The sequence below is a fragment of the Flavobacterium sp. HJ-32-4 genome (genome assembly GCF_022532105.1).
In the GTDB taxonomy this organism is placed as follows: domain Bacteria; phylum Bacteroidota; class Bacteroidia; order Flavobacteriales; family Flavobacteriaceae; genus Flavobacterium.
The window spans coordinates 68,525-84,860 of sequence record NZ_CP092832.1; the positions used below are offsets into that span (position 1 = coordinate 68,525).

Below are 16,336 nucleotides of genomic sequence, written 5' to 3' on the forward strand. Positions count from 1 at the left end.
GGTGCATTTTTTTTTGCCTATGTTGTTTTTCAAAAAGAAACGCTTCCCGCTTCGAACCTTTCTCGAAAACGGGTATGTAGACATACACTCACACCTCGTCTTCGGCATTGATGACGGGGCTTCCTCCTTTGACGATTCGCTTACATTGGTTCGACAGATGCAGGAATTGGGCGTTCAGCGATTCATTACAACGCCACACACCATCGCCTATGTATGGGACAATACGAAGGAGATAATAGAAACGCGCGGTGCGGAAACGGCTTCGCGACTGCGAGAAGCTGGTATTGAAAGCCCGTTTTCGGTAGCATCCGAATACATGATGGATGAGACGCTGCTTCGAAGGATGCAGCAAGAACCTCTGCTTACGCTAAAAGACCTATATGTATTGGTAGAAATGTCATATATAAGTCCGCCGATGCAGTTATTCGACATCATCTTCGAACTGCGCCTGGCGGGCTACAAGCCCGTGCTGGCGCATCCGGAACGGTATCTCTTTTACCACGGACAGATGCCTGCCTACGAAAAGCTCAAGAGGGCCGGATGTCTTTTCCAATTAAACCTGCTCTCGGTCACCGGTTACTATGGTGGAGGGGTTGTGCGTATGGCAAAAGAGTTGATTAAAGCCGGCATGATTGACCTCACGGGATCAGACGTTCACCACCAACGACACCTCGACGCCTTCGCATCGGAATGCGTGCTTACCCAAGAGGAAGCCGTACTATTCCGAAACGCCATCACGGCTAATGAGATGTTTCGTTAGTCTTTCTTACGAGACAGTCGGTTCCAAAGTTCTACATACCATGGTTGCTTCGGTGTCTGTACGCCATAGCCGTAGCCATATCCGTAACCGTAACCATAACCGTAGCCATATCCGTAACCATAACCATAGCCGTAACCATAGCCTTTTGAGGCCTCGGTGTCGTTCAGTACGATACCCATGTTTGGCAACTTGTTGTCTTTATAGAGCTGGCCTGGTATATTCAGCATGCGTTTATCAAGGTAGTTCGCCCGCACCACATACAGAACAGAATCTGCATACTTGGCTACCAACAGCGTATCGGTCACAAGGCTAACAGGAGCCGTATCCACCACGATATAATCGTATTCCTTCTTGACCTTTTCGAACAAAGCCGCTACCTTATCGCTAAGAAGCAATTCTGCAGGGTTTGGTGGGATGACCCCGGCAGGCAATACGTAGAATTCCGGATAACCGTCGATTTTCACGATATAATCCTCTAATCGGCCATCCTTAGACGAAAGGAAATTGGTAATCCCCTTTTCAGGCACTGGAAGGTATTCTTCGAGTTTCGGATTTCGGATGTCCAAACCAATCAAAAGCACACGTTTTCCCGACAATGCGAAGGTACCGGCCAGGTTGACCGAAACGAACGTCTTTCCTTCCTTAGGGAATGTAGACGTAAGGAAGATGGTCTTCGCCTCAGACGTGTCGACCCCGTTCAACATGAAATCGAGGTTCGTACGTAATATACGCATGGCCTCTGCGGCACTGCTTCGGCTATTTGCCTGGATGATTTCGAGATTGGTCTCTGACTTCGGCACATCTCCCACAAACGGCACCGATATTTTCTCTTCGATATCCTGACGGCTTTTCACTTTGTTGTCAAAGAAGTCGCGCAGGTAGAGAATCGAAAACGGCACACCAAGACCCGCAATGATACCAAAGAGGTATACGAGACTATTGACGGGCGACACCGGTATAGGGTTGACATAGGCTGAGTCAATGATTTTCGAGTTCGGGGCGGCCACGGCTAGGGAAATGGCGTTTTCCTCACGCTTCTGGAGAAGATACAGGTAGAGTTGTTCCTTCACCTGTTGTTGCCGTTCGATAACGCGGTATTCACGCGCCTGACGCGGCACTTCATTGATTTTCCCGCCCAGAAAACGCTCCTGCTTTTTCAGGTCGTTGGCTTTGATGGCCAGCGTAGACTTTAAGTTCCGGAGACTTTCCAACACGCCGGTTTTAAGTCCGGTAAGCTGCCTGTCCAGATTCTGTACCACCGGGCTCGCCGCAGGATTTTTCATTGCCAATCGGTTGCGCTCCAACACGAGATTGTTGTATTGACTGATCAACGTGGAAGCATCGTTATCTTCCGGAATCACATTGATTGGAATCACTTCGTCGATGCCAATCTTCGTTACGTGGTCGATAAGGTAATTTACGACTTCTGCTTCCGTTTGGGTCTTAACCGATTCGGTTTGATAAGATCCGGATGTAGTGAGGAAAAGCGAGGCTTCCGATACGATGTCTGTTAGCTTTTCACTTCGCTTATACCGTTCGGCCCTAATCTCGACACTATCCAATTCAAGGGTAATCGAGTCGATCCGTTGCTTCAGGAAGGCGGCTGTCTTTTGTGCGACTTTGTTGTTGTCGTCGATTGCATCCTTATTATAGTTCTCGATTACCTTATCAAGGAAATCAACACCGCGTTGTTTAATCTCATCCACAATCGAAAGCGTAATGACGCTACTCGTCATTTTGTCCGCTTTGTCCACTTGGAGACGATTACGATAGGAAGTCGTCAGGTTTTCCAAATTCTTGATTTGGATAAGAAACGGTTTTGAACTCATTTTTTCGCGTACGCCAAACGAGTTCGTGACCACCATCTTCCCATACGCGTAGCCAATCACATTCCCGAAGAAATGCGTCCCGCGCTCGGTCCCGTTGCTGTCGTACAAACGGAATTGCCGCTCGGAAAGTGGCACGATGGTAAAAGCAGTGTCGCGTTTGTAAAAAGCATCCGACACATCGGAAAACGTAACCTGTACCGGGAAATCCTTATAGCCTTGTGAGGCCTTAAGACGTCCTTCCTGTACATATTGGATGTTCAATCCGAGGTCGACGATCGATTTCTTGATGATCTGGCGGGAACGAACGACTTCGATCTCATTGTCAACGTTACTTTTGACCGTCAGGCCCAAATCGCTGAACATGTTCGCTTCAGACGGCAGCCCCCCTTTTTTGTCGTCTTTTATCAATACGGTCGCCGAGGCACTGTAGCGCGGCGTCGAATAGCGAAGGTAGAGAAACGAGCAGGTGAGAAAAAAGGCGATTGACACGACATACCACGTCCAGTATGCCAACTGCTTAAAAAAGATATCCCGAAGGTTAATCTCGAAATGCGCCCCTGTTTTGATACGTTCTTCCATTATCTCAATATTAGGGCTGCGACGGTAATCAAAAGTGACAGCGCCGTCAAACCAACGGTAATGTTAGGACCAACCGCTGAAGAGTTGACCTTTGTCTTATTCGGTTCCACATAAATGACATCATTCTGTGAAAGGTAGTATAGATCGGAATTCATGAACGAGGTGTTGGTGATATCCACCTTGTGGATGGTCTTCACTCCTTCGATATCGCGAATGATCTTAATATTTTTTCGATCCCCATAGATGGTCATATCCCCGGCCAGCGCTAAAGCTTCCGGAAGTGATATACGTTCTGAATTCACGGTAAAGGTGCCCGGACGCAATACTTCGCCCGTTACCGAAATGCGGTAATTCAGTATACGAAGGTTGATGATGGGATTGTTGACATAGCGTTTTACTTCCTGCTTCAGCTTGTCGACGGCTTCCGCTTTCGTAAGGCCTCCGAGTTTCAAGGTGCCGATAATCGGAAACTCGATCTCCCCTTTTTTGTCAACGAGATACGATTGGTATTCAAGTAACTGTGGGTTGACATTCTGACCAGAGCCGGTGGAGAGGGCGTAGGATGCCTGAAGGTTGAAAGGAAGTGTGGCCGCGTCGTTGTCGGGTGAAAGTACCGTAATCATCAATAAGTCATCCGATTTGATTCGGGACTCATACGACGAATTCGACTCCTGGGCGCCCGCATTGTAATACACGATTTTCTCTTTTGGGGCACAAGACACACACAAGAGAAGGGCCGTGACACCCAGTATTAATCGTTTGATCATCCTACTTTTTAATTTACTGCCCAAAGATACTATTTAATCCAGCATTTCGAAATAAGAGTTCATGCTTCGATATTCGGGCACGAGGGCCTTCATCCTTGACACAATCTCGGTACTTGACAAGGAAGGTGCCGTTTCTACCAACTCCTCTATCGCGGTAACTACCGACCCCGTCGATTCCTTCTCTTCTTTCGCGATCATGATTTTCTCATGGTGGGTCGGCATGGTGAGCGCTTTGTCATTCAACAATTCCTCAAACATTTTCTCTCCCGGTCGCAAGCCAACGATCTCAATCTTGATCTCTTTACCCGGAACATATCCGGCCAAGCGGATCATTTTGTGTGCGAGATCAATAATCTTAACTGGCTTACCCATGTCAAATATGAAGATCTCGCCACCATTCCCCATGGCACCTGCTTCCAAAACCAATTGGCACGCCTCCTGGATGGTCATGAAATAACGGATGATCTCAGGGTGTGTAATCGTAAGAGGGCCACCCTTCGCGATCTGCTCGGTAAACAACGGCACGACCGAGCCATTCGACCCTAATACGTTTCCGAATCGGGTAGTGATGAAACGCGTTGCGCGTCCGTCTCCGGCATCAGGTGTGTGGTGGAGTGCCTGCACATACTTCTCGGCGATGCGTTTGCTCGCGCCCATTACATTACTTGGGTTGACGGCCTTATCGGTGGACACCATCACGAAGCTTTCCGCACGGAACCGATAGGCCATGTCCGCGATATTCTTCGTCCCCATCACATTTACCAACACGGCCTGCGCCGGATTGTCTTCCATAAGCGGAACGTGCTTGTAGGCCGCCGCGTGGAACACCACATCGGGTTGGTGCAATTCAAAGAGTGTCGTCAACGTCGCCCTGTCGCGGATATCCGCAATCGCCGGGATAATATCGCACTGCCAATCGTTCTTGCGTATCTCTAATAATAAGTTGTGCAAAGGCGTCTCGGCCTGGTCGAGCAGCACCACCTTACGGGGTTCAAAACTCAGTACCTGGCGCACGATTTCACTTCCGATGGAACCCGCGGCGCCCGAAATAAGCACAGTCTTACCGTTCAGGTGATGCGATATAAGTTTATTATCCAACACGATTGGCGTCCGTTCCAGCAAATCCTGTATTTGGAAATTCTTGACCTTCTTGGAAATTTCTTTACTATCGGCCCAGTCGGAAATCAACGGCACGGTATAGACCTTGTAGTTGTATTCGAGACATTCGTCTACGATAGCCAGCTGCTCTTCCTTCGTAATACTCTTATCGGCAATGATGAGCGCTTCGGCCTCAATCGACCGCATGATCACCGGAATGCGCTTGCTGACATTGAGAATCGGGAGGTTCAATACGCGTTTGTAGGCGTTCTGTCCGTGTCGATCGGCAAAACCCACAATGCGGAAGCGCACCGGCTTCTCCGATTTGAGGGCATTGGCAACGGCAATCGCGTTGGCATCCGAACCATAGATCAATGCACGTATCAGTTCATCGGCACGAACTTCCGAAAAGTAGATTTCGAAGGTCTGCTTGACGACAATACGGTAGACGAATAAGGCGCAGAAGGTAAAGATGAAATTGATGAACAGGGCGGCATTCATGAACAGCTTATGCCCTTCCAACCAATAGAAAATCTCGTTGATGATGATAAGCGTAAACGTGTTTAGGAACAACGCCACGAAAATCTTGACGGCGTCAATGTAGGAGGAGTGTCGGATGATCCCCGAATACGTCCGGAACAACCAGAAAAAAGCAAGGGTGGAAAACACGAAAAGAAACGCGACCACATGCCGAAGCGGGCCGTGATATGCGATCAGGCCCATTTCGCCGAGCATCTTCGACGTAACAATCGCCGAAAATATCGTGATAGACATATCGATCGCGAGGATAATCCATCGCGGCAAATAACTCAGGTTTTTGGGGATTTCGGTCGCCCTAAATCGTTTCAATAAGCGAAACATATGTGTTTTTTTTGCCTTACTATTCTGGCACGGTTAAGTTGCTATTTCACAAAAATAACGTAAAAATCCGTTTATTCTCTATTTAATGTGACAACTGTAGGCCCAGAGCTGCTAAAGCCGCTACAATGCGTTCCTTCTCGAATTCCCCCAAATTCGAACCCGAAGGCAGGCACAATCCGTTTTCGAAGAGGGATTCGCTTACGCTTCCTCCGTACGCCGGGCAGGATGCAAAGACGGGCTGCAGGTGCATCGGCTTCCAGAGCGGCCTTGTTTCAATGTCGAGGTCGGCCAGCGACAACCGGATGCTCTCGCGATCCAACCCACCTGTTTTCGAAGGGTCCACCAGGATGGACGTAAGCCAGAAATTGGAAAAGAAATCACCGTCGGGCTCCGTTTGCATCGAGATACCCGCCTGGTCTTCGAAGAGTGAACGATAGAAAGCATTCATCCCTCTACGGGCCTGCACACGGTCGTCGACCACTTCCATCTGTCCGCGACCGATGCCCGCACAGATATTACTCATCCGGTAATTATACCCGATTTCACTGTGTTGGTAATGCGGTGCGTCATCACGTGCCTGCGTAGAGAGAAATACAACTTTATTTTTATCTGCCATCGAGCGCGTCACGAGCGCGCCACCACCCGATGTGGTAATGATTTTATTGCCATTGAAGGAAAGCGCAGCGAAATGCCCGAACGTGCCACATGCGCGGTCTTTATAACGACTGCCAAGTGCTTCTGCGGCATCCTCCACTACGGGAATGTCATACTCATTCGCGACCGCCATGATTTCATCCATCTTGCATGGCATTCCATAAAGGTGCACCGGAATAATGGCTTTCGGTTTCTTGCCTTTGGCCATCCGGTCCATAATCGCTTCCCTGAGCAGCTCCGGATCCATGTTCCAGGTATCTTCTTCACTGTCTACAAAGACGGGCGTAGCGCCTAAGTACGCAATGGGGTTCGCCGAAGCCGAAAACGTGAAGCTTTGGCAGATGACCTCATCGCCGGCACCCACGCCCAACATCACCAGGGCAAGATGCAGTGCCGCCGTGCCCGAACTCAGTGCCGCTACCTCAATATCGGCTGAAAGATACTGTTTAAGGTCTTGCTCAAAACCCGATACGTTCGGGCCCAGTGGAGCGACCCAATTGGAGGCAAAAGCCTCGTTCACAAAACGCTGCTCACTTCCACCCATGTGGGGAGATGACAGCCAAATCTTAGAATTGCTCATGTTCGCAGTTTGAGATGGTCAAATTAAGAAATCGAATCGGATTTTTGCCTATTCCAGCCAAATAAATGCCCGGTATACTGAAACAATACCGAAATATAGCGCCCTACAGAAAACGCCTGCACCAGTTCGATATCCATCTGGCATTTTACAGGCACCAGGTAGTCTTCATAAAAAGCCGTGGGATTCGCTTGTTGGTCGAGTATTTCCTCTTCATTGCCAAATTGTATGGCGGCGGGACTCAAAAGCCCGGGTTTTTCTTTCAGGATATCCTCGTAATAGATACGGAAACGTTCGGCGTAATAGGGGACTTGCGGCCTTGAGCCCACCAGCGACATATCGCCTACGAGGATGTTCACGAACTGGGGCAGTTCATCGAGTTTGTACTTCCGCAGGAAATAACCGGGTCGCGTGATACGTTCATCGTGAAGTCCACGGGTCAAACCACTGGCATCTTCCGAATTCGGCTTCATCGTCCGGAATTTGTAAATCCGAAACGGACGGAAACCCCGACCGGAACGCACTTGCGAGAAAAAAACCGGGGATCCATGAAGCAGAAAAAGGACCGGAATGGCAACGAGAAAAAAGGGCGCTAACAATACCAACGCGGTCAGCGAGAAGCCGATGTCCAATAGCCGTATAATGCCGCGTACGATCATAAGACCCAGTGTGAAAAATCAGTGAACGGAAAAGGACTGCCGTGTCCGGGAAAAATGGTCATTCCGGGCTTCAATACGCCCTCCAATTTTGCGAGCGACCGGACATAATCCGTTTTACTACTATGGGGAAAGGAGAGCGGCGTGCGTTTCCCTTCCAGCAACGTATCGCCTGAGAAGAAAAGGGTGTTAGAGTGGAAGCAAATCCCCCCGGGACTGTGACCGGGTGTCGTGGTAAAAACAAACTCACGCCCGCCAATCTCCATCTGTGCGCCGTCGTGTATGTCTACATGGTCGACCTCAACCGTGAAGGTTTCGACCTCCTCCATATAATGTGAAAAGTTCTGCCGGCTGTCTGCCATATTCTGTGCGCATTTGCTGCTGCAGTAGACAGTCGGCCCGTATCGCTCCAACACAGCCGCAAGGCCCATGCAATGATCCGAATGTTCGTGCGTAATTATCGCGGCCACCAGACGCCGTTGTTGCGAAGTAAGCCACTGCTCGAGTAATTGCGGATTAAAATTACCCACATCTACAATCAGCGCCTGGTCCTTTTCCAGAGGAACCACAAAACTGTTGGCGTTCCGGTGTGGACTGACGATTTGATGTGGTGTCCCCAATTTACTGATATAAGGTTTTACCGGCCTGGTTTCGTTTGATTTCGTCGACCACCACGACTTCGAACGCGCGGTGGAAAAGTCCGGTTTTGGTCACCATGAAATCAAGCACTTCTTTCTGGATATCGGGATTGGTTACATGGATGCGCATTTGCTGGTCATTACCGGTGCACATACAATCGGTATCGAACGCGCCCCGTACCAGTTGCTCGGTTTCATCCAGACTGACACGCGTGCCGTATAATTTGAGGAAGCGGCTCAACCGGCCTGTAATGTAATAACATCCGTCTGCATCGCGACGGGCGATGTCTCCGGTCGGAAGGACGCCTTTCCGTTCATCTCCCAATGTAAGATCGGAACGGTTATAGGCATAACCCATGGTCACATTGGGCCCTTCATACACCATTTCGCCTGGCGTATCCGGCGTCTCGATTTCATTTCCCTGCTCGTCCAGAAGCCGCAGCGTACCTTCCGGAATAGCCCGTCCGATACTGCCGGTTTTTACGGTCGCCAGTTCGGGTGGCAGGAAGGCCATACGCGCTGTTCCTTCGGTCTGTCCATAGGTCGCGATAAAACGCTTATTATGCTGGACGGCAAAAGCGGCATAGTCCTGGAACAACGTTTCATTGAGTTTGCCCCCACCCTGTGCCAACAACTCCAGATCGGGTAAATCCATACGGAAGAAGCGCAGTTTCGAAAGGATCTCAAAACTGTAGGGAACTCCCGTAAAACTGGTGGCGCGATGGGTTTTAATGAACTGCCAGAAACCGCCGTCGGTAAGGCTTTGGTCGGTCAGCAATACGGTAGCGCCGGCGTGTAAATGGCTGGTGATGACCGACAAGCCCATGGTGTAATGCATCGGCAAGGCCGCAATGGCCCGGTCAGATGGTTTGAGCCCGAAGAAAGCCGCTACATTGCGCGCACTGGCTTCCAGGTTATCGTAGCTGTGACGCACAAGCTTCGGACTGCCGGTTGAACCGGAGGTCGGCAACAAAAGCGCCAGGTTTTGGTGCAGCGGCGTAGGGCCAAAAGGCGTTTTGAAAAGGTGGAAACCCTGATAGGAAAGAACCGAAGGAAGGGGATTTTCTCCCGGCGTCTCTTCGGCCCAGATGTAAGCGGGCTGATACTCGTCATAGAGTCGTTCCAGCAGTTCCGGATCGGTATCGGCTGCCAGTAAAACCGGCACAGCACCCGATAGCGCCGATGCTACAAAACCTGAGAAAGCGCCTACTGTATTTTTGGATAGGATGAAAAGCAGCGCACGGGGTTCGATCGCGTTTTCGAAATCGACCGAAAACCGCCGCAGTTTGTCATAGGTGCACGTCGCGCCGTGGGCATCAATAGCCGCTACGTGATTACCCGGATGTGTGTCGAGTCGGAAAAGTGCCATCAGATAACTGTGCTGCCGTTTACGCCTATTATTTCTCCCGTTACATAACTTGAAAGGTCAGACGCCAGAAAAACGCAGGTGTTCGCGATTTCCTCCGGGGTCGCCAGGCGCCCCATGCCTACCTGCTGTATCCTGTCGCTGAAATTCTTTTCGAATACTTCGGTGAACCGTTCGGTGCCTACCATACCTGGCGCTACCGCATTGACCCGTATATTTTGGGCCGCGAATTCCTTGGCAGCCGACTTGGTAGCGGCAATCACCGCTCCTTTTGTAGCGGCATATGACAATTGCCCTTTTGCGCCCTTATCCCCTACGATACTCGCCATGTTGATGATGGAACCGGACTGTTGGCGTGTCATCAGACGTGTGGCCAATTGCATCAACTGGATGGTACCCACCACGTTTACTTCAAACATTTGCCGGAACGTATCCATGTTGACCATGCCGAGCATTTCATAGGTGACCATGCCAGCGTTGTTGACCAATACATCGAGGCGTTGTTGCTCCGACTTGATCTTCATGACGGCTTCTTTGGCCCCCTGGGCATCGGTTACGTCGAAATACAGTGGGTGTAGGTTGGGATGGTTCGAAACCAGTTCATCCAGCGAACCTTCGGCTCGGGCATTGGCGTATACAATCGCTCCTTCCGCTGCAAAGCGACCGGCGATAGCACGACCGATTCCTTTATTGGCACCGGTTACGAGGCATACCTTATTATCCAGCAATCCCATCAGATGGCAACGCCGTATTTGGCGACAATCGTCTTCCCTTCTTCAAATGATTTGAAGTTAAGGATGTCTTCGGTGTCCAACATTATATCGAACGTATCCTCCATTTCCGTCACCAGGCTCAATTGCGTGATGGAATCCCAGGTATCAACGGATGACGAGGTAAATTCAGGCCCCACCTGGGCAGGGTCTACGTTAAAAACAGTAACAAATGCGCCTACGTACTTTTCTAAATTGCTCATAATTGTGGATATAACGGCTACAAAAATACGTCTTTTGGATCGAACATCACGCCAATAACTGCGCTTCGGTTGCAAACGCATCGGTAATATGAAGCGGCAATATGACGTCGGTATCAATGGTCACGTCGGCGCAGGCCCATGACAAACCCGCCCCAAAACCGGCCATCAGCGTACGTATCGACCGCCCGGATTCGGTTCCGAAATGATCGGCCAGCACCAATGGAACGGAGTTACTCGAGTTGTTGCCAAACCGGTCAAGGGAAACCGGTATTTTCTCGAATGGGAGCTTCACCTTACGCGATATCTGTTTCAGGATGTACATATTGGCCTGGTGCAGCGTGAAATAATCGTAGGTATCTGGTTGCGTCTGGGTTTCATTGAGGAAGTCCTGCAGCAACTGTGGTACGTCTTTTATGGAAAAGCCAAATACCTCCATACCCTTCATGTGGGTATCGAAATCGGATCGTTTGATACCGTCGGTCCACTCGACCCGCTCGGTTGGTGACTCGACATTTCGGTAGGCGCCGGACGGAGTGATGATGCTTTTGAAGCGCGAACCATCGCTGCGCATCCCGATCGAAATCGGTGGTGCCCCCACCTGTTTTTCGAGCACGACCGCCGAACCACTGTCGCCGAACAGCATTACCATGGTGCGGTCTTCAGGTGCTAGGGTCTTGATAGACGTGTCTGCAGTGATCAGGAGGGCTTTTTTCGCGTCCGACGCCTGCAGCATCGATAATGTCGTCTGGAGGCCGTAAACGAAGCCAGAGCAAGCCAGGTTGATATCAAAACAGGAACAGGAGGCCGGAAGTCCCAATCGTTTGTGCAACAGGAAAGCCGTAGAAGGCGAACGATAATCGGGTTTTTGGCTGACAAAAACCAACATGCCGATTTCGGATGGGTCGATGTCGGACTTTGAGAAGAGGTTGTGCGCGGCTTCATATCCTAAATCAGACGCTGTCTGTTCGGGAACGGCCCGGCATACGCTCGACACACCCGTCATTTCCGTAAACTTCGCGACTACGTCTGCGCCGAATGCATCGTGATAATTCTCGACGCCATACCGCTTGCTGGGCACCGCTACCGATACGCCTGCAACCCGGATATCCTTAAAATTTCCCAGTACCATAGTCTCTTTTTTTAGCTTGGCATTTCATGTGTGACAAAGCCGTTATCGAAATACGCATCGGTTTCCAGCCAGTCGAGGTAGGCATCCGCTTCAAGCGTCAGGTCGGCAAAAGCCCACGAGATACCTTCCCCGTGCACCACTACCAACGCACGCCCCTCACCTGATTGCACCAGGGCCCACGTAGCGGTACTTCCCGTTGCTTCTGGCACCTCGGCCCACTTTTCTTCTAAAATGCCCGCTGCGTCCTTAATTTTCGCTTTCAGCCCGTCTGGCAGGGTCGAAGCCGCGAAGTGTGTGAAATCTGCCTGCGACAATCCCCGTGCGTCCAGGAACTGGGCAAGGGTGTCGGGTAGGCGATTATGTAAAATCGTGTTATAAGCCTGTTTATCTTCTTTTATGAACTGTCCCGCCGACTTCCGAAGCGGAAGGTTGTCGGTTGCTGTGGGATCGTCTTTACGAAAACCACCTTCCGGAATCATCCAACTGGTAAAACCCTGGCTGTCGGCAAATGTCTGGACGACAATCGGACGGCTGCCCGGTACTTTACGGAGCAGGATGGCGGTTGCGGCATCATTGTGCCCTTGCCCCTTCTGGTCAGGTGCCAATTGCCGGTTTACGGTATCGGCTACAAAAACAAGAGCGTAGGAGGTTGTAAGACTTTCGAGTAGGGAACATCCTACCTGCAGCCCATATACAAAACCCGCACCGCCCAGGTTGATGTCGAACGCAAGGCAATCAACCGGTATCCCGAGTCGTCCCTGCAGCACGATGGACGTGGCCGGACTCCGGTAATCGGGTGTGCGTGTCAGAAACAGTACTGCCCCTATTTCAGAAGGCGCTACTCCTTTTTCCGACAGCAACTTTACCGCAGCCTCGTATCCCAGATCCGACGCCGTCTGTTGGGGCGATGAAATCCGGGCGCCGTCGGATGCTTTGGGTACCGCCAGTACCATTCCGTCAAGTCGGACACCGGAAAAAGAGAAGGTTGCCATGAGCTAGATTTTGGGGATTACAAGTTTATTTGCTTGGCGGGGACACCAAATACGGTCGTTCCGCGTTTGACTTTACGCAACACCACACTGCCCACCCCCACAACGGCGTCCTCTTCTACGACCACATTCTGGATCAGCTTGGCACCGGCATTGACAGAGGAACGGTCGTGCACTTGCGCATAACCGGCAAAAAAGGCGAACGAATTGACCTGGCAGAAACGGCCGATCGACACGTCGTGCCCCATGATGACGGAACTTTGCAGGAAAGAAAAATCGCCGATGCTGACATCACTCGCCAACACACAGAAGGCTTTGATGCCGACTCCGACCCCCAGTTTCACACTGGGTGAAATGACAGCGGTAGGATGAATCAGGTTGATAAAAACGCCCCCTTTTTCCTGGATGATTGTCACCGTTTTCTGGCGGTCGGAAACCTTCCCGATGGCACAGAAAAACACGTCTTCCGGTTGCGGTTCGTAGGCCGCTACGGTCGACAAGACAGGCGGATACCCGAGTTCTTCGATATTAGACGGACCGTCGCTCAAGAATCCCCGGACAGAGAAGGATGGGTCGTGACCGAAACAGACATTTGCCAGGTCGTACATCTCCCTCGCAAATCCGCCGGCCCCTATTATAACCAGTTTTTTCATGTGACTATAGTGAGTATCCACCATCGATTGGCAGCAGGCTTCCCGTCATCCAGGAAGACTCATCGGCGAGCAGGTAGAGGGCAAGGTGTGCCACATCCTCTGGTCGACCAAAACGCCCGATGGGATACTTTTTTTGATGGATGGCCAATTGTTCAGCCGAAATACTGCTTTCTTCCAGGATGTTGGTTTCCACAAACCCCGGCATGATGACATTCGAACGGATGCCTTTGGGTGCCATCTCCAATGCCAAGGCTTTGGCGAAGGAATTCACGGCGCCTTTCGTGGCGCTGTACATGGCATTTCCCAACGTTATCTTTTGGGTCGCAATCGACGATATGAAGCATATGCTTCCACCCGATGCGATCTTCTTTTTCTTCAATAGCTTTTGTACCAACTGCATCGACCCCTGTATGTTCACAGCGAACATATACTGGATATCTTCCTGGGTCATAAACCGAACGGGCACTGTTTTGACCATGCCCGCGTTCAGCACGACGCCATTCAGTTCGGGCAGCTGATCGGTCAGGGCCTCCAAATCGGCTACATTTCCGAGATCCGCCGAAAAAATCCGGTGCCCGTCACCATTGAGTGTCGCTTTCGCTGCCTCCAGTTTGGCGGTATCGCGCGCGGTCAGGCATACAGAAGCGCCCTGGGCAGCGGCGACTGTGGCGATGGCTTTCCCAATTCCGGAAGACGCGCCGGTAACGAGAATGTTTTTGGTATCGAGACGAAAAGGTGCTGCTGTCATCACAAATGACTAGGCCATTCGTTTCTTCACTTCCTCCATTAACTGGCCGACCGTCTGGATGGCGGTGAAGTCACCCGATTCGATATGCACGCCGAACTCTTCATCAAGCATCGCGATCACCGAAAGACTGGCAAGGGAGTCCCATGTGTCGTAATCGCGAAACGTGTCATCAAGGTTGATTTCGTCAGGCTGAAGTTCGAGGATGTCGCCAAAAGCAGTGAGAAATTGTTGTTCCATGTTATGTTATTAATTTATGCTAAGGTAGCAATTATCGCGCACAATTCGTCACGATTTAGGGTCTGGCGCGTTGCCGGTGAATCGCTGCATGGTGTGGGTCGCCGAATTGTCGATCCCATCCCGTTGCACGACCTTGGCGAAACTCATCCAGAAGATTTTCATATCGGTGGCAAACGATATGTTGTCGACGTACCAGACGTCATAACGGAACTTTTCGTCCCAAGACAACGAGTTACGTCCCTTTATCTGGGCCCATCCCGTAATGCCGGGTTTTACTTCATGCCGACGGGCCTGTTCAGGGGAGTACAACGGGAGGTAACTTACCAATAGCGGACGCGGACCGATGATCGCCATATCTCCTTTCAAAACATTGAATAGCTGCGGAAATTCATCCAACGAAAAGCCCCGGACGAACGCGCCCACTTTTGTAATCCGTTCTTTATCGGGCAGTGGTGTTCCATCCGGATGAAACGCATCCCGCATCGTTTTGAATTTAATCAACTTGAACAGCTTTCCGTCTTTCCCGGGGCGATCCTGCAAAAAGAACGGCTTCCCCCTGTTGCTGATGGCCAGCAGCAGCGTAAGTAATAAAATGACGGGGGAAAGGATAAGGGCAATGACCAATGCCAACAAGAATTCCCAAACCGGCTTGATAAAATCCCTATACATCAGCGTTTTTTATAAAGTTCATCCATTCCATTCCAAATAATTGCGTTGTCGAAATTGCGGGCCCATTCAAGTCCATTCCGACCCATTTGCAGGCGCAGGTCACGATCAGCATACAATCTCTCCATCGCTGCTGCCAATCCAACCTCATCTTTGGGTTCGACCAACAGGCCGTTGAAGTCGTGGGAAACCGCATCGCGGCTACCCGTACCCGTCGTACTGATAACCGGAACGCCCACAGCCGCCGCCTGCACCAACACATTGCCGAAGCCTTCCCACCAGGCCGGAAGCACGAATACATCGCAGAGGCTGATATACAGCGGCACGTCTTTCTGGGGTCCGACAAAGTGGATGTTTGGGGTGTCCTGCATGCGTTTCAGCATGGTTTTGTCGGCAATCTGCACCTCTTCCACTCCACCCACAATCAATAACTCAAGGTCGGGATATTTCGCGGATAAGGCACTGAACGCCTCGAAAAGTTCACGAATCCCTTTCCTGTCGACGATACGCCCGACAAAGCCATAAACGAACTTGCCAGTGAATCCGAGTGTTTCGGCCAGTTTCTTTTTGGCTTCAGGATCAACCGCATCCGGATGGAACCGTCGGAGGTCGAATCCGTTGCTGCTTCCTTTGTTGATCACATGTGCCTTTTCGGGACTGAATAAGCGGTTCTTAAGGCCGAATTCGCGCACCGATGGACTTATACAGATGATCTCATGCGCCAGCTTTGATGTCAACTTTTCCATCCCGACCAAAATGCGGCGTTTCATGCCGTGTTCGTGCTCGAAACGGTAGCCGCGACAGGTGTATATCCGGTTGCGGATGCCCAGCAGGTAGCCTGCCATCATCCCCAACAACGATACTTTGGGCGTTCCGAGGTTGATGATGTCCGGTTTCACGCGGCGGAAGATCCGAATAATGGCAATAAGGGTCTTTATATCGCGAAAAAGTGAAATCTCCCGCTCAATCACGATGGGAAGGAGCGTACAACCTTCCCGCTCGCAAAACTCGCGGCAGCGATCGCTAACCGGCGCCAGCAAATAGGTTTCGTAGCCAAGGTCGGTAAAATGCCGCATCTGGCCGGGTAGTAATATCACCGATCCCTCGAACGAGATGCCTACGATTAGTTTTCTCTTTTTCATTTTTGCATTTCCTT

At 50.8% G+C, this 16,336-nt stretch carries 17 protein-coding genes; 1 reads left to right on the plus strand and 16 read right to left on the minus strand.

The annotated features are described in order from the left end of the window. Positions 1-19: 19 nt before the first annotated feature. Entirely contained in the window at positions 20-760 is a 741-nt protein-coding gene (locus MKO97_RS00115; protein WP_241104046.1) for a tyrosine-protein phosphatase, read from the plus strand. Here MKO97_RS00115 and MKO97_RS00120 read toward each other — a convergent pair. The 16 genes from MKO97_RS00120 to MKO97_RS00195 form a co-directional block, all read right to left on the minus strand. Then, positions 757-3,168, minus strand: coding sequence for a tyrosine-protein kinase (locus tag MKO97_RS00120; protein ID WP_241104047.1), 2,412 nt, complete (start codon positions 3,166-3,168; stop codon positions 757-759). The two genes, MKO97_RS00115 and MKO97_RS00120, sit on opposite strands and share 4 nt — an antisense overlap. Further along, positions 3,168-3,935, minus strand: coding sequence for a polysaccharide biosynthesis/export family protein (locus MKO97_RS00125; protein WP_241104048.1), 768 nt, complete (start codon positions 3,933-3,935; stop codon positions 3,168-3,170). Before MKO97_RS00125 ends, MKO97_RS00120 begins: the two co-directional genes overlap by 1 nt. 33 nt (positions 3,936-3,968) lie before the next feature. Continuing rightward, positions 3,969-5,894, minus strand: a complete 1,926-nt coding sequence (locus tag MKO97_RS00130) for a nucleoside-diphosphate sugar epimerase/dehydratase (RefSeq protein ID WP_241104049.1) — start codon at positions 5,892-5,894, stop codon at positions 3,969-3,971. 82 nt (positions 5,895-5,976) lie between these two features. Beyond that, positions 5,977-7,128, minus strand: a complete 1,152-nt coding sequence (locus MKO97_RS00135; protein WP_241104050.1) for a DegT/DnrJ/EryC1/StrS aminotransferase family protein — start codon at positions 7,126-7,128, stop codon at positions 5,977-5,979. Positions 7,129-7,151: 23 nt separating this feature from the next. Further along, the gene (locus tag MKO97_RS00140) at positions 7,152-7,784 is read right to left on the minus strand and encodes a sugar transferase (RefSeq protein ID WP_241104051.1); all 633 of its coding nucleotides are present in this window, start codon (positions 7,782-7,784) and stop codon (positions 7,152-7,154) included. Continuing rightward, positions 7,781-8,401, minus strand: a complete 621-nt coding sequence (locus tag MKO97_RS00145) for an MBL fold metallo-hydrolase (RefSeq protein ID WP_241104052.1) — start codon at positions 8,399-8,401, stop codon at positions 7,781-7,783. Before MKO97_RS00145 ends, MKO97_RS00140 begins: the two co-directional genes overlap by 4 nt. A 1-nt stretch (position 8,402) precedes the next feature. After that, positions 8,403-9,788 carry an AMP-binding protein gene (locus MKO97_RS00150; RefSeq protein WP_241104053.1) on the minus strand — a complete coding sequence of 462 codons (1,386 nt, stop codon included), beginning with the start codon at positions 9,786-9,788 and terminating at the stop codon, positions 8,403-8,405. Further along, the gene (locus MKO97_RS00155; RefSeq protein ID WP_241104054.1) at positions 9,788-10,519 is read right to left on the minus strand and encodes an SDR family NAD(P)-dependent oxidoreductase; all 732 of its coding nucleotides are present in this window, start codon (positions 10,517-10,519) and stop codon (positions 9,788-9,790) included. The genes MKO97_RS00150 and MKO97_RS00155 overlap by 1 nt, the downstream gene beginning before the upstream one ends. Further along, positions 10,519-10,758, minus strand: a complete 240-nt coding sequence (locus MKO97_RS00160; RefSeq protein WP_241104055.1) for an acyl carrier protein — start codon at positions 10,756-10,758, stop codon at positions 10,519-10,521. The genes MKO97_RS00155 and MKO97_RS00160 overlap by 1 nt, the downstream gene beginning before the upstream one ends. A gap of 46 nt (positions 10,759-10,804) precedes the next feature. Next, positions 10,805-11,887 (minus strand): 3-oxoacyl-ACP synthase III family protein, encoded by a 1,083-nt coding sequence (locus tag MKO97_RS00165; RefSeq protein WP_241104056.1) that lies wholly within the window; start codon positions 11,885-11,887, stop codon positions 10,805-10,807. An 11-nt stretch (positions 11,888-11,898) separates the two neighbouring features. Then, entirely contained in the window at positions 11,899-12,879 is a 981-nt protein-coding gene (locus tag MKO97_RS00170) for a hypothetical protein (RefSeq protein ID WP_241104057.1), read from the minus strand. Positions 12,880-12,896: 17 nt separating this feature from the next. Further along, positions 12,897-13,529, minus strand: a complete 633-nt coding sequence (locus tag MKO97_RS00175; protein ID WP_241104058.1) for a NeuD/PglB/VioB family sugar acetyltransferase — start codon at positions 13,527-13,529, stop codon at positions 12,897-12,899. 4 nt (positions 13,530-13,533) lie between these two features. Next, complete coding sequence (locus tag MKO97_RS00180) at positions 13,534-14,277, minus strand: SDR family NAD(P)-dependent oxidoreductase (protein WP_241104059.1); 744 nt, start codon at positions 14,275-14,277, stop codon at positions 13,534-13,536. 9 nt (positions 14,278-14,286) lie between these two features. Then, on the minus strand, positions 14,287-14,514 hold the full coding sequence (locus MKO97_RS00185; protein ID WP_241104060.1) for an acyl carrier protein: 228 nt from the start codon (positions 14,512-14,514) through the stop codon (positions 14,287-14,289). A gap of 48 nt (positions 14,515-14,562) precedes the next feature. Continuing rightward, positions 14,563-15,183 carry a sugar transferase gene (locus MKO97_RS00190; protein WP_241104061.1) on the minus strand — a complete coding sequence of 207 codons (621 nt, stop codon included), beginning with the start codon at positions 15,181-15,183 and terminating at the stop codon, positions 14,563-14,565. Continuing rightward, positions 15,183-16,322, minus strand: coding sequence for a glycosyltransferase family 4 protein (locus tag MKO97_RS00195; RefSeq protein WP_241104062.1), 1,140 nt, complete (start codon positions 16,320-16,322; stop codon positions 15,183-15,185). Before MKO97_RS00195 ends, MKO97_RS00190 begins: the two co-directional genes overlap by 1 nt. Positions 16,323-16,336: the final 14 nt, after the last annotated feature.

Coding starts and splice junctions, on each gene's coding strand:
- MKO97_RS00115 (WP_241104046.1), top strand. CDS start 20: ATGTTGTTTTTCAAAAAGAAACGCTTCCCGCTTCGAACCTTTCTCGAA.
- MKO97_RS00120 (WP_241104047.1), bottom strand. CDS start 3,168: ATGGAAGAACGTATCAAAACAGGGGCGCATTTCGAGATTAACCTTCGG.
- MKO97_RS00125 (WP_241104048.1), bottom strand. CDS start 3,935: ATGATCAAACGATTAATACTGGGTGTCACGGCCCTTCTCTTGTGTGTG.
- MKO97_RS00130 (WP_241104049.1), bottom strand. CDS start 5,894: ATGTTTCGCTTATTGAAACGATTTAGGGCGACCGAAATCCCCAAAAAC.
- MKO97_RS00135 (WP_241104050.1), bottom strand. CDS start 7,128: ATGAGCAATTCTAAGATTTGGCTGTCATCTCCCCACATGGGTGGAAGT.
- MKO97_RS00140 (WP_241104051.1), bottom strand. CDS start 7,784: ATGATCGTACGCGGCATTATACGGCTATTGGACATCGGCTTCTCGCTG.
- MKO97_RS00150 (WP_241104053.1), bottom strand. CDS start 9,788: ATGGCACTTTTCCGACTCGACACACATCCGGGTAATCACGTAGCGGCT.
- MKO97_RS00155 (WP_241104054.1), bottom strand. CDS start 10,519: ATGGGATTGCTGGATAATAAGGTATGCCTCGTAACCGGTGCCAATAAA.
- MKO97_RS00160 (WP_241104055.1), bottom strand. CDS start 10,758: ATGAGCAATTTAGAAAAGTACGTAGGCGCATTTGTTACTGTTTTTAAC.
- MKO97_RS00165 (WP_241104056.1), bottom strand. CDS start 11,887: ATGGTACTGGGAAATTTTAAGGATATCCGGGTTGCAGGCGTATCGGTA.
- MKO97_RS00170 (WP_241104057.1), bottom strand. CDS start 12,879: ATGGCAACCTTCTCTTTTTCCGGTGTCCGACTTGACGGAATGGTACTG.
- MKO97_RS00175 (WP_241104058.1), bottom strand. CDS start 13,529: ATGAAAAAACTGGTTATAATAGGGGCCGGCGGATTTGCGAGGGAGATG.
- MKO97_RS00180 (WP_241104059.1), bottom strand. CDS start 14,277: ATGACAGCAGCACCTTTTCGTCTCGATACCAAAAACATTCTCGTTACC.
- MKO97_RS00185 (WP_241104060.1), bottom strand. CDS start 14,514: ATGGAACAACAATTTCTCACTGCTTTTGGCGACATCCTCGAACTTCAG.
- MKO97_RS00190 (WP_241104061.1), bottom strand. CDS start 15,183: ATGTATAGGGATTTTATCAAGCCGGTTTGGGAATTCTTGTTGGCATTG.
- MKO97_RS00195 (WP_241104062.1), bottom strand. CDS start 16,322: ATGAAAAAGAGAAAACTAATCGTAGGCATCTCGTTCGAGGGATCGGTG.